The following is a 13,638-nucleotide window of genomic DNA, read 5'->3' as shown; positions in this document are numbered from 1 at the left end:
CACGCGGTGACGGCATGACGCGGTGCGCTTGCGCCCCCGCCCCTGCGTTGCGATCTCCGGTGAGGGGCATCACGATCCATCGCTAGGGATCGACAGGGACAGCCGCAGATGATTCCGCTTTCCGTTCTCGATCTGGCGCCGGTGCCCGACGGTTCGACGCCGGGCGACGCCCTGCGCAACGCTCGTGCCCTCGCCCGTCACGCCGAGGATCTCGGCTATCGGCGCTACTGGGTGGCCGAGCACCACAACATGATCGGGATCGCCAGCGCGGCGACGGCGGTGGTGGTCGGCTACATTGCCGAGGGCACGCGCCGCATCCGCGTCGGGGCCGGCGGCGTCATGCTGCCGAACCATTCGCCCCTCGTCATCGCCGAACAGTTCGGCACCCTGGAGGCCCTGTATCCGGGCCGGATCGACCTCGGCCTCGGCCGGGCGCCCGGCACCGATCCGCGCACCACGCGGGCCCTGCGCCGGTCGCCGGAGGCGGCCGACACCTTCCCTCAGGACGTTCGCGAGCTCCAGGCCCTGTTCGGTGACCTCCAGCCCGGACAGGCGGTGCAGGCCGTACCCGGCACCGGCCTGAAGGTGCCCCTGTGGATTCTCGGGTCAAGCCTGTTCGGCGCGCAGCTCGCCGCCGCCTTCGGCCTACCTTACGCCTTCGCATCGCATTTCGCCCCCGACGCCCTGCTGCCGGCTCTCGCGACCTACCGGGCGAATTTCGTCCCCTCCCCCCAACTCGCGGCCCCGCACGCGATGATCGGCGTCAACGTCGTCGCCGCCCCCACCGACGCCGAGGCGCGCCACCTGTTCACCTCGGCCCAGCAGCAATTCACTCACCTTCTGCGCGGCACGCGCGGCCTGCTGCGGCCGCCGATCCCGGATATCGAGGCGTACTGGTCCGCACCCGAGAAGGCGCAGGCGTCGCGGATGCTCGCCCGCTCCCTCGTTGGCTCGCCCGACACCATCGCGCGGGGGCTTGCCGATCTCGTGGCCGAGACGGGCGCCGACGAACTCATGGTCGCGAGTGCGATCCACGATCCCGCCGCGCGCCACCGGTCCTACGCGATCCTGGTGGAGGTGCGCGACGGCCTGGAGCGGCGCCCGGCCCGGGTGGCGTGACGCGGGAGGGGCGGCATCGCCCCTTGGCCCCCTGAAACCGGGGTCGAACCCTTGACAGCCTCGGGTGCGAGGCGTCTTGCTCCCGCCCTTGTCGAATCATGCCGCGATGCGGTGTGACCTCTGCGGCCGGCAGGCCGCCGTCCTCCTCAGTCCGGGAGGGCGGCGCACGGTGAGGAGGATTTCGTCGAGATCGGCGCCCGAACCCGAACGTTGCCGCTTCGCACCGCGCCGAGCGCCGTCCCGGATCCGGGCGTCTTGAGGAACAGGGTGAGGATCATGGGTTACAAGGTCGCCGTCGTCGGTGCCACGGGCAATGTGGGCCGCGAGATGCTGGATATCCTGTCCGAGCGGGCGTTCCCCGCCGACGAGGTGGTGGCCATCGCCTCGCGCCGCTCCATGGGACAGGAGGTCTCCTTCGGCGACAAGATCCTGAAGGTGCAGGCGCTGGATTCCTACGACTTCTCCGACACGGACATCTGCCTGATGTCGGCGGGGGGCGAGACCTCGAAGGAATGGTCGCCGCGTATCGGCCAGGCCGGCTGCGTCGTCATCGATAACTCGTCGGCGTTCCGCTACCATCAGGACGTCCCGCTCATCGTGCCGGAGGTGAATCCGGACGCGATCACGGGCTTCTCCAAGCTCAACATCATCGCCAACCCGAACTGCTCGACGGCCCAGCTCGTCGTCGCCCTGAAGCCCCTGCACGATGTCGCCAGGATCACCCGCGTGGTGGTCTCGACCTACCAGTCGGTCTCGGGTGCCGGCAAGGACGCCATGGACGAGCTGTTCCAGCAGACCCGCTCGGTCTTCACCGCCGGCCAGATGGTGCAGGAGAAGTTTCCGAAGCGCATCGCCTTCAACGTCATCCCTCAGATCGACGTCTTCATGGAAGACGGCTTCACGAAGGAAGAGTGGAAGATGATGGCCGAGACGAAGAAGATGCTCGACCCGAAGATCAAGCTCACGGCCACCTGCGTGCGCGTGCCGGTGTTCATCGGCCACGCCGAGGCGGTCAACGTCGAGTTCGAGAGCCCGATGTCGGCCGAGCAGGCCACCGCGATCCTGCGCTCGGCGCCCGGCATCCTCGTGGTCGATAAGCGCGAGCCCGGCGGCTACATGACCCCGCACGAGGCGGCGGGTGAGGACGCCACCTACATCTCGCGCATCCGTGAGGACGCCACCGTGGAGAACGGCCTCGCTTTCTGGTGCGTGTCGGACAACCTGCGCAAGGGTGCCGCCCTCAACACCGTGCAGATCGCCGAGATGCTGGTGAACCGGAAATTGCTGCCGCGCCATCAGGCGGCCTGAAGCCCCTCCCCCGGTCTCTCGTGGACCGGGTCTTTCGCTGGTCTCTCGGAAACGCCGTCCCGTTCGCGGGGCGGCGTTTTCTCGTTCGGGGTGCCCGGGGCCGATCCGAACAGATCCGAATTTTCTTGAATAATTTCCTATTTTGTGCAGCTTGAAATGGAACATTTCATGAACAAAGGTGTTCTCCATGGCAGCGCGCGACCGGAACGCCCCTTCCCGCACGACGGATGAGTTGGACGAGCTGCGGCTTCGCCTCGCCCTCCTGACCACGGAGATGAAGCTGCTCCGCGTCCGCCATCTGTTGCGGAAGTACGACCCGAACCAGCCGCGCGTTCCGACGGGCCAGGGTGGCGGTGGGCAGTGGAGCCCGTCCGGAGGCGGGAGCGGTTCGCCGTCGCAGACGCAGCAGCGGACGCTGCTCGATGGCGGCGGCGAGATTCTGACCCTCCGCATCCGCTCCCGCCGCGACGTGGACGACGAACAGCATCGGGTCATCACGCCTGATGGCGACAGCCGCCTGTTCGAAAACGAGGGCGACGTCCAGACCATCCGTGACGGGCAGTCCGGCGAGGTTCTCTCGCGTGGGACGTTTTCGGGATCGGGGACCCCGCCCGAAGCGACGATCCGGCCGGTGTTCCTGCCGCTCGTTGCCGCCCCCGCCGTCGCGACCACGCTCGAGGCGGCGGCGCTTTTGTTCACCTACCTCCTGGCGCGGGGGCCGAGTTTTGGGAAGGCACCCGGTACGACGGCCCTGCGCTATGATTTCGAACCGGACGCGGGGAAGAAGTTTCCGTTGATCTGGGTCGGCCCGATCCACCAAACGACACTCAATCAGGCGTGTCCCCTCAATGAAGAGGTGCAGTCGGTGACGAACGAGGCGGCAAAGCGACTGCGCGCGCTAAACCCCAAATTAGACAATGCGAGGCTTGGAAATCTGATTCATTACGATATTGCAAATACATTCGATCAACTGAATTATCCTAATGTTCGTGTTGAGCTTTCTCTCGATAGTGTTGGAAAAGAGACGGGGTACGGAGAAAATAATTCCGTTCGCCTCGATCTCTACGAGCTAAGCCCGAGCAACAAAGTCTGTGTCTATGATTACAAGACCGGAAGTAAAGGGCTTAGTGGGAGTCGTGCGATGCGGTTGGCGCGAACTGCAAAGTATCACTATCCTCAATCGGACGGCATCATCGTGATTCAAGTGAGGCCCGAGCCATGACGACGAAACGGCAGATCAAGGATCTCGTACAGCCACTTTTGGAGAGAAACGCGGATCTCGTTCTAGTCGGCCATCAAAGAGTCTGGCTACGCGACGTCGGGTCGGTCGGGCGGATGATCCGGATCGATCGAACCAGCAGGGCACATTGCTGTATCGTGGATTGGAGAATTCCGATATTTTTCATGCCGGAGGCTTACTCCTGGGAGTGTCTTGGGCGCTGTCACGATCGCTTGTTTCGATCCAAGAGTTCAGGTGGTGGTCAGGGCTGGTATTGGTCCGATCCGACCATGGCGGCGGATTTCGTCACACGCGTCGAAGCCGATGTGATTCCACTTCTCCGGCCCTTGGATACGGTGCGCAAGCGGCTCGATTTCGTCCGGACGCGTCCACAATTCCAGGGTTATCTTGCATCAACATGGCACCTTATCGCCGCCATCGCCGCGGGAGACCTCGACGCGGCGCGGGCGATTTGGGCGAAGACCGACGGGTGGTATCGCCCAGGCCGTATCATGGACGAGCCATACCACCAATTGGAGTATGACCGCCTCTGCCTGATCGATGAACCGCTGATGGCCGACGACCGGGCGGGGCTAGCCGCCCTCCTGCACCGGTGGGAAGCGGAGAACATCGTCGGCAGTCCCCTCGAACCCTATTGGGTCGCCGAGCGGTTTCCCCTGGAGGATGGCTGAGGCACGTGAGCCCACGAAAAAGCCGGCGGCGTCGCGAGGACACTGCCGGCTTCGTCATGGCACCCGAATAAAATCCGGCTTAGTCCTCGCGCACGAAAATCGTCGTGGCGAGGGGCGGGATCGTCAGGCTGATCGAGTGGCTCTGGCCGTGGCTCGGCACTGCCTCGGCCCGAACCCCGCCCATGTTGCCGACGTTGGAGCCGCCGTAGCGCTCGGCGTCCGAGTTGATGGCCTCGCGATAGAAGCCCGCCTCCGGCACGCCGATGCGGTAGCCCTCGCGGACCACGGGGGTGAAGTTCGAGACCACAATGGCGACCTCGCCGGCCCCCCTACCCTTGCGCGCCCACGCGATGACGCTGTTGTCCTGATCGTCCGCCACCAGCCACTGGAAGCCGGCGGCCTCGGTGTCGCGGCTGTGGAGGGCCGGGACGGCGGCGTAGAGGTGGTTGAGGTCGCGGATCAGATCCTTGACGCCGCGGTGGTGGGCATCGTCGAGGAGGTGCCAGTCGAGGGACTGGTTGTGGTTCCACTCCTTCACCTGGCCGAACTCGCAGCCCATGAAGAGCAGCTTCTTGCCCGGATGCCCCCACATGAAGCCGTAATAGGCCCGGAGATTGGCAAACTTCTGCCAGCGGTCGCCCGGCATCTTGCCGAGGAGCGAGCCCTTCCCGTGCACCACCTCGTCGTGGGATAGGGGCAGGATGAAGTTCTCGGAGAAGGCGTAGAGCAGGCCGAAGGTCAGGTCGTGGTGGTGGTAGCGGCGGTGGATCGTCTCTTTCGAGACGAAGTTCAGGGTGTCGTGCATCCACCCCATGTTCCACTTGAAGCCGAAGCCGAGACCGCCCGTGTAGGTCGGGTGCGAGACGCCGGGCCAGGAGGTCGACTCCTCCGCCACCGTCAGGGTGCCGGGGGCGTGACTGTAGGTCGCCTCGTTGGTCTTGCGCAGGAACTCGATGGCGTCGAGGTTCTCGTTGCCACCGTAGCGGTTCGGGATCCACTCGCCCTGCCGGCGCGAATAGTCGAGGTAGAGCATCGACGCCACGGCATCCACGCGCAGGCCGTCGAGGTGATAGTGCTCGAGCCAGAACCGGGCGTTGGCGGCGAGGAAGCTCGACACCTCCGTGCGGCCGAAATTGTAGATGTAGGTACCCCAATCCTGATGGAAGCCCTGGCGCGGATCGGCGTGCTCGTAGAGATGCGTGCCGTCGAACTGGCCGAGGCCGTGGGCGTCGAGGGGGAAGTGCCCCGGCACCCAGTCGAGCATCACGCCGATGCCGGCCGCGTGGGCGGCGTCCACGAAGGCGGCAAAATCGTCGGGCGTGCCGAAGCGGCTCGTCGGCGCGAACAGCGAAACCGGCTGGTAGCCCCATGAGCCGTCGAACGGGAACTCCGTGATCGGCAGCATCTCGATATGGGTGAAGCCCATCTCCTTGACGTAGGGGATCAGGCGATCGGCGAGTTCCTTGTAGGTGAGGTAGCGGTTGCCCTCCTCGGCCACGCGGGCCCACGAGCCGAGATGGACCTCGTAGATCGAGATCGGCACGTGGCGCGGGTCCTTCTCCCCGCGCGTCGCCATCCATTTCTCGTCGGCCCAGGCGGGATCGTTCGTGCCCTGGAGGACGGAGGCCGTCTCGGGCGGCTGCTGGGCCGCGAACGCAACGGGGTCGGCCTTGAGAGGCAGGAGCGTGCCGTCGGGGCCGCGCAGCTCGAACTTGTAGTGCGCGCCGGCCTTCAGGCCGGGGATGAACAGCTCCCAGACGCCGCCGTTCTGCCAGAGGCGCATGGGATGGCGCCGGCCGTCCCAGGCGTTGAAGTCGCCGACCACGCTGACGCGGCGGGCGTTGGGTGCCCATACGGCGAAGCGGAAGCCCTGGATGCCGTCGACCTCCCGCGCCTGGGCGCCGAGGATGCGATAGGTGACGTTGCTGCCCACCTCGCGCAGGTTGTCGATGTCGTGCTGCTCCAGGGACGAGCCGAAGCCGTAGGGGTCATGGCGGGTGCGCTCGTTGCCGTCCCAGTCCTCGACGGCGATCTCGTAGAGGGGGCGGCCCTGGCTCTCGACCTTCGCGACGAAGAAGCCGTCCGGATGCCGACGCTCGAACGGGATGCGCTTGCCCCCCGTCAGGAGGGTGGCGGCCTTCGCCTCGGGCAGGACGGCCCGGACCTCCCAGGCGCTTGGGCCTACCTCATGGGGGCCGAGCACCGAGAACGGGTCGCCGTGGTTAGCCGCCATGAGGGCGGCCACCGCGTCGGGATGCACGCCCCGCATCTCGGGAGCCCGCGCCCCCGTGGCAACAGGCGGTACGTTCGCGGCTCCCGTGGTGGCCGATGCGTGCCCGCTGCGGCCCGCGAACGTCTCGTCGATGCCCGTCATTCAAACGCCTCTCTTGATGTCGTCCAGAATGGTCAGAACCCCACGTGCGGGGATTTCGATCCAATCGGGTCGGTTGTTCGCCTCGTAGTCGACCTCGTAGAGGGCCTTCGTCAGGAGCGAGAGCTTCAGGAGCCGGCTCTCGGTCTCAGGGTCGGTCACGGCTGCGCGGCTGTCTCCGACGGCCTGGCGGTAGCCGTCGAGGAAGGCCGCATCGATCATGCCACGCCAGGCGGTGGAGGCCCGGCGTGCCCGCTCCTCGGAATCAGCGAAGCGCGTGGCGATCTCGCGGGTAACCGTCTCGGCACCGTAGGCGAAGGACCGCAGCATGCCGGCGACGTCCCGCAGGGGCGTCGACTTCAGGCGGCGCTCATCGGCCGGTCGCGAGGGCTCGCCCTCGAAATCGACGATGATGAGGTCGTCCTCGGCCGCCAGAACCTGACCGAGGTGATAGTCGCCGTGGATGCGGGTCTTCATGGCCCCGAGCGGCGCACGGGCCGTGAGCGCCTCGATGGCATCCTCGACCTCGCGGCGTCGCCCGGCGAGTTCCGTGCTCGCCGCGTTGGCCGTGCGGCCGGCGAGCGCGTCGAGCCCCCGGAACGCGCGCTCGGCCTGCCGGCGGGTGTCGTCGCCCAGGAGATGGAGATCGGCATGCTCGAACGGTTCGGCCGCGAAGGCCGGATCGTCGGTCTCCACCGCGAAGGCGTTGTGCATCTCGGCGGTGCGGCGCCCGAGCAGGACGGCCCAGCGCAGGTGGGACTCGAACGCCTCCTCCGGCGTCGGCGCTTCGCTCTCGGGGGCGAGCACCACCGTGTCGAAGTCGCGGCGCAGGCCCTCGAGCATCAGGGTCCAGGCGTCGCCCTGGTTGAGGACGAACTTCTGCAGCACGGCGATGGCCGTGCGAACGCCCTCGGCATCGACGTGCTCGACCACGCCGAGAAGCGCCGGGGTGTTGGCGAAATGCGCCGTCTCTGTGAGGAAGCGCCCGACCTCGATCTCGGGATGCGTGCCGGTCTGGAGCCGCCGCAGCAGCTTCAGCATCATCTTCGAACCGATGGCGACGGAGGTGTTGCTCTGCTCGGCCGAGAGGCGGCGAACCTCACCGGGCTCGAACGTCACGTCGGGGTCGAAGGCCGAGGTCGTGGAGAACACGAGCTTGCCCGTCTCGGTCTCCAACTCGCGGCCTTCGCGCATGCCTTCCACCATGGCGACGGCGAAGGCCGGCGCGGCGGCGGCGCCGAACAGCAGGCCCGTGCGCGGACCACGCCGGACGCGGGCCACGGCGAAGGGCATCAGGGCCTCGTCCTCGCGGCCCTCGTCGACGGCGACGGGCACGAAGTAATCCTGGCGCTCGCCGTTGGCGAGGTGGACGGCCACCCGCGGCAGCAGGAAGCGGGCCTCGCCGGAGGCGTCCTTGAGGGTCGCGCTGTCCGTCACGTTCACGGACTTGATGCGCGAGCCCTTGGCGCCGAACCAGCGCCGGGTGGCGATGAAGCGCGGCGCCACCGTGCGCTCGAAGGCGATGCGCTCGCGCCCCGCCATGAGGGTCTCGATGCCGCCGGTGAGCACGAGGGTGAACAGCTCCGGTGTCTCCGGCTGCGGGCCGATGGTGCCGGTGTTGGCCGCACTCAGGGAGAACCAGTAAAAGCCGTAGCTCGGCAGCGTCAGGAGGTACGGCAGCTCGCCGATGGCCGGGAATTCCGAGCCGCCGGTGAGTTCGATCGGCACGGCGTTGCGCAGTTCCGACAGATCGAGCTGCACGGCCTGGGGGGCGCGCGACAGGTTGGCGACGCACAGCACCCGCTCGCCCTCGAACTCGCGGATCCAGGCCAGGACCTTGCGGTTCGAGGGATACAGGAACTGCATCCCGCCGCGCCCGAGCGCGACCGAGTTGTTGCGGATGGCGATCATGCGCCGGGTCCAGTTCAGCAGGCTCGTCTGCGACTGGGTCTGCGCCTCGACGTTGATAGCGTCGAAGCCGTAGATCGGGTCCTGCACGGAGGGCAGGAACAGCTTTGCCGGATTGGCGCGGGAGAAGCCGCCGTTGCGGTCGGGCGACCATTGCATCGGGGTGCGCACGCCGTCGCGGTCGCCGAGATAGATGTTGTCGCCCATGCCGATCTCGTCGCCGTAATAGAGCACCGGCGTGCCGGGCATCGACAGGACGAGGGACTTCATGAGTTCGATCTTGCGCCGGTCGTTCTCGAGGAGCGGCGCGAGACGGCGGCGGATGCCGAGGTTGATGCGGGCGCGGCGCTCGGCGGCATAGAACGACCAGAGGTAATCACGTTCCTCGGCGGTGACCATTTCCAGGGTCAGCTCGTCGTGATTCCGCAAAAAGATCGCCCACTGACAGCCCTCGGGGATTTCCGGGGTCTGGCGCATGATGTCGGTGATCGGGTGCCGGTCCTCGCGGGCGATGGCCATGTACATGCGCGGCATCAGCGGGAAGTGGAACGCCATGTGGCATTCGTCGCCGTCGCCGAAATACTGCGCCGTCTCCTCCGGCCACTGGTTGGCTTCCGCCAGGAGCATCCGGTCGGGATAGCTCGCGTCCAGCGCCGCGCGGATCGCCTTGATGACCGTATGGGTCTCGGGCAGGTTCTCGCAGTTCGTGCCGTCGCGCTCGATCAGGTACGGGATCGCGTCGAGACGCAGGCCGTCGACGCCCATGTCGAGCCAGTAGCGCATCACCTCGATGACGGCTTCGAGCACGGCCGGATTGTCGAAGTTCAGGTCGGGCTGGTGGCTGTAGAACCGATGCCAGAAGTACTGCTTGGCGACGGGGTCCCAGGTCCAGTTCGAGGTCTCGGTGTCGAGGAAGATGATGCGCGTGTCGGAATACGGCGTGTCGGTGTCCGACCAGACGTAGAAGTCGCGCTCAGGGCTTCCGGCCGGTGCCTCACGGGCACGCTGGAACCAGGGATGCTGGTCGCTGGTGTGGTTGATCACGAGTTCGGTGATGACGCGAAGGCCGCGCTCGTGCGCCGCCTCCACGAACTTCCGAAACTCCTCCATCGTCCCGTAGGAGGGGTTCACCTCGCGGTAGTCGCCGATATCGTAGCCGTCGTCGCGCAGGGGCGAGGGATAGAACGGCATGAGCCAGATCGCCGTGACCCCGAGGTCGCGGACGTAATCGAGCTTCTGCGTCAGGCCCTCGAAATCGCCGATCCCGTCGTTGTTCGAGTCGAAGAACGATTTGACGTGAATCTGGTAGATGATGGCGTCACGGTACCATTGCGGATCGCTGCGATCGATCATCGCGTCGTTGCCTCATGCATCGAGTTCAAGGGCGTGGTCGGACGTGGGCGCCGGGTCCCGGACGGGAAGGCGCCGTGTGTGGCGTCCGTCCGTGGGATAGGCGCCGACACTGAGGCGACACCGCGACGATCGAGTCCGATCGCCGGGTTTTGTGCTGACATGGGTGACCTCAAGGCGCAACCCGGCGCGGCGCGCGCAGGCGCCAGACGATGGCCGAACGCTCGGCGGGGTCGAAGGCGATGCGGTGCGATTTGCCGCGCAACTCGAATTTATAGCCGAGGAGCAGGTCCTCCACCTCCACGGCACCGTCATCGGGCTGGCCCAGCAGCCACAGGGGTACTTCGTAGGTGCATTCCTGGCGGTTCTTCGGGTCGACGTTGACCATGGTGAAGACGCAGTTGTCGCCCTCCGGCGTGGTCTTGGCGTAGGCGATGATCGCGTCGTTGTAGGCCGCCGTGAACACCACGTTGCGGAAGTCCCACAGGGCAGGGTTGTCCTGCCGGATGCGGTTGAGCTTGACGATGTGCTCGCGGATGTTGCCCGGCCGATCGTAGTCCCAGGCCTTCAGCTCGTACTTCTCGGAGTTCAGGTACTCTTCCTTACCCGGATAGGGCGCGGCCTCGCACAGTTCGAAGCCATTGTAGATGCCCCATACGCTCGACAGGGTAGCCGCCAGAGTGGCGCGCACCACGAAGCCAGCCCGGCCGCTGGTCTGGAGATAGACCGGGTTGATGTCCGGCGTGTTCGCGAAAAAGTTCGGACGATAATATTCGCCCATCTCACCGGCAAGTTCGGTGCTGTAGTCGATGAGTTCCTGCTTCGTGTTGCGCCAGGTGAAGTAGGTGTAGCTCTGCTGGTAGCCGGCCTTGGCGAGCTTCTTCATCATCTTCGGCCGGGTGAAGGCCTCGGCGAGGAAGATCACGTCCGGATAGCGGCCGTTCACCTCGGCGATCATCCATTCCCAGAACGGGATCGGCTTCGTGTGCGGGTTGTCGACCCGGAAGATGCGGGCGCCGAGGGCGGCCCAGCCGAGCACGATGTCGCGCAGCTCGATCCATAGGGAGGGGAGCGCGCCGCCGTAGAAGTGGACGTTGGAGATGTCCTCGTACTTCTTGGGCGGATTCTCGGCGAATTTCAGCGTCCCGTCGGGGCGCCACTCGAACCACTCGGGATGGTTCTTGATCCAGGGGTGATCGGGCGAGCACTGGATGGCGAAATCGAGGGCGATCTCCATGCCGTAGGCGTGGCTCGCCGCGACCAGCCGGCGGAAATCATCCAGCGTGCCGAGGTCGGGGTGAACCGCCTCGTGGCCGCCGGCGTCCGAGCCCACGGCGTAGACCGAGCCGACATCGCCTTCCAGCGCCTTGAGGGTGTTGTTCTTGCCCTTGCGGTTGGTCTTACCGATGGGGTGGATGGGGGTGAAGTAGAGGACGTCGAAGCCGAGCTCGCGGATCTCGGGCAGGCGCCGGATCACGTCGTTGAAGGTGCCGTGGCGGTTGACGTCCATGGATTGCGAGCGCGGAAAGATCTCGTACCAGGCCGAGAACCGGGCCGCGAGGCGGTCGGCGATGACCGGCACCGTGACGGGATAGCGCGAGAGGTTCACCCGGGTGGCGTAGCGCCGGATCAGGCGAGCGTTCTCGGGCCGCAGCATGAGGTCGAGCTGGGCGGCCGAGCCCGTGGCTTCGGCTTCAAGAGCACTGGCCAAGGCCTTCAGGCGGTCGCGGTCAGCGCCCTTTGCCGCGTCGACGCCGTCGACCACGAAGGCGATGCCCTCGACCGTCTCCAGGCTGACATCGACCCCGGCGTCGCGCTTCTTCACGGTGTCGCGCATCCAGGACGCGAAGGCGTCGCGCCAGGCCTGGATCGTGAATTCGTAGCGGGCATTCCGTTCGAGGGGGAAGTGCCCGCCCCAGCGGTCGTTCTCGATGAATGCCATGGGGTTGGCGGCCCAGTCCTCCTCGCCGACGATGCGGGACAGGATCTCGGCGTCGATGATCTCGTGGCCGTCGCTGAAGATGTCGGCTGTGACATGGACGCTCTCGCCGACCACGCGCTTGGCCGCCGAGCGGCCGCCATCGATCTCGGGTGCCACGGCTTCGATGACGACGCGGCCCTCGCCCGTCGGCGTGGTGAGGGGCGGCGCTTTCGCGACGGTGTCACGGGCGGCGCTGAGAATGCGGACCTCGCCCGGCTGCAGGTCGATGCTACCGCCCGGGGTGAAGGTGATGGGTGCGGCATCCGGTGTCCGGTCCGTGAACGCCCCGAGCATGCCGCCTGCGCGGGCGACGAGGGGTGCGGCCTCCACGCTCACGGCCGTCGTGCCGGGATTGTGGAGCACCAGCACGGCGTTGCGGGCCGAGGCGCCGTGACCGGTGTCGAAGCGCAGGAGGGCGACGAAATCCGCGTCGGGCGACGAGATCCGGGCCTGGGCACCCTCGACATTGGCGGCCGGAAGTTCGGCCCGCAGAGCGTTGATGGCGGTGACGTAGGCCGAGATGTCGATGCCGGTGTCGGATTCACGCGCCTCGGGCGTGGTCTCGACGACGTGCAGGCTCTTCGCGTAGCCCCACTCGTACCCGATCGGCATGAGTACGCCGGCCGAGAAGAAGGCGGCCAGCGCGTAGCGCGCCTTGAGCTGGCGGCCGAGCGCCTCCGCATCGCCATCGAGGTCCGCCGCGAGGCGGGCCATGTCGTGGTTTTCGGGGAAGGCGATGGAGGGGGCGACGACGCGCAGGCGGTCGTATTGCTCCAGGGCCCAGGGGGCCTTCAGGTCCCACCAGGCGAAGCTGTTGAACAGGTAGTCGAAGCCGGCGCCCGCCGTGGCCTGCGCTTCCTCGAAGGTGCAGCCCAGGGTCTCGGCGGCGAACAGGCAACCGGGCTCCACGGCCTTGGCCGCGCCGATGAGATCGCGCCAGACGGCCGCCGGCACCTTGTAGGCGGCGTCGCAGCGAAAGCCCGCCACGCCGAGATCCTGCAGGCGGTTGACGTAGCCCGACCACAGGGCGGTGAGTTCCGCGCGGCTCTTCTCCGAATGGTAATCGAGTTCGGCGAGGTCACCCCAGACCGTGCGTTTCGTCGGATCAACAGGATCAACGGCGTAGGGGCTCTCGATCTCGCCGTCGGCGTCGCGCAGGAACAGGTCGGGCCGTTCGCGTGCCAGTGCGCCGTCGCGGGCGGTGTGGTTCACCACGAGATCGGTCATCACCGAGAGGCCCTGGGCGCGGGCGGCGGCGCAGAACCGGCGGATCTGCTCATCGTCCGAGGTGCCGTCGTGGTCGCGGAAGCGTTCGTCCAGGCGGTCGGTATCCGCCACGGCGTAGAGGCTGCGCGAGCCGCCGGTCTGGTGAAACGGGTTGAGGTAGACCCAGTCAAACCCGAGGGCGGCGATGCGCGGGAGTTCGGCGGTCCAGGCCGAGACCCGGCCGACCAGGAGGGGGAACAGATTGTAGATGCGCGGCCCCTCTGCGCGGGGCGCGAGGTTGGCGGCAAGCGGCACCGGGCCGGCGTCGGTCCGCTGGGCGGTACGCGTTGCGGGGCTCAGTGCGTTCATGCGTTCTCCATCGGGTTTTTATGTCTGCGCTTTCCCTCTCCCCTCTGCGGGAGAGGGTGGCCCGCAGAGGGGAGAGGGAAAGCGCAGACATAAAAACCCGATGGAGAACGCATGA

General features: G+C 66.7%; 7 protein-coding genes. 4 read left to right on the top strand and 3 right to left on the bottom strand.

Features of this window, described 5'->3' with window-relative positions:
* The first annotated feature begins 108 nt into the window (after positions 1-108).
* The 4 genes from MFF01_RS10365 (at position 109) to MFF01_RS10350 (ending at position 4,338) form a co-directional block, all read left to right on the top strand.
* Positions 109-1,119, top strand: a complete 1,011-nt coding sequence (locus MFF01_RS10365) for an LLM class flavin-dependent oxidoreductase (RefSeq protein ID WP_238224890.1) — start codon at positions 109-111, stop codon at positions 1,117-1,119.
* 276 nt (positions 1,120-1,395) lie between these two features.
* Positions 1,396-2,427 (top strand): aspartate-semialdehyde dehydrogenase, encoded by a 1,032-nt coding sequence (locus MFF01_RS10360; RefSeq protein ID WP_238224883.1) that lies wholly within the window; start codon positions 1,396-1,398, stop codon positions 2,425-2,427.
* A 187-nt stretch (positions 2,428-2,614) separates the two neighbouring features.
* On the top strand, positions 2,615-3,649 hold the full coding sequence (locus MFF01_RS10355) for a hypothetical protein (protein ID WP_238224876.1): 1,035 nt from the start codon (positions 2,615-2,617) through the stop codon (positions 3,647-3,649).
* Positions 3,646-4,338, top strand: coding sequence for a hypothetical protein (locus MFF01_RS10350; RefSeq protein WP_238224873.1), 693 nt, complete (start codon positions 3,646-3,648; stop codon positions 4,336-4,338). The genes MFF01_RS10355 and MFF01_RS10350 overlap by 4 nt, the downstream gene beginning before the upstream one ends.
* Positions 4,339-4,417: 79 nt before the next feature.
* Here MFF01_RS10350 and glgB read toward each other — a convergent pair whose 3' ends face one another.
* The 3 genes from glgB to MFF01_RS10335 all read right to left on the bottom strand — a co-directional run bounded on the left by glgB (position 4,418) and on the right by MFF01_RS10335 (position 13,523).
* Positions 4,418-6,712, bottom strand: a complete 2,295-nt coding sequence (gene glgB, locus MFF01_RS10345; RefSeq protein ID WP_238224871.1) for a 1,4-alpha-glucan branching protein GlgB — start codon at positions 6,710-6,712, stop codon at positions 4,418-4,420.
* Positions 6,713-9,970, bottom strand: a complete 3,258-nt coding sequence (gene treS, locus MFF01_RS10340) for a maltose alpha-D-glucosyltransferase (RefSeq protein ID WP_238224863.1) — start codon at positions 9,968-9,970, stop codon at positions 6,713-6,715.
* Positions 9,971-10,139: 169 nt separating this feature from the next.
* Entirely contained in the window at positions 10,140-13,523 is a 3,384-nt protein-coding gene (locus tag MFF01_RS10335) for a maltotransferase domain-containing protein (RefSeq protein WP_238224854.1), read from the bottom strand.
* Positions 13,524-13,638 lie beyond the last annotated feature (115 nt).

The sequence above is a fragment of the Methylobacterium adhaesivum genome, assembly GCF_022179065.1.
GTDB classification, from domain to species: Bacteria; Pseudomonadota; Alphaproteobacteria; order Rhizobiales; family Beijerinckiaceae; genus Methylobacterium; species Methylobacterium adhaesivum.
This window is presented reverse-complemented; position numbering and strand designations above follow the sequence as displayed.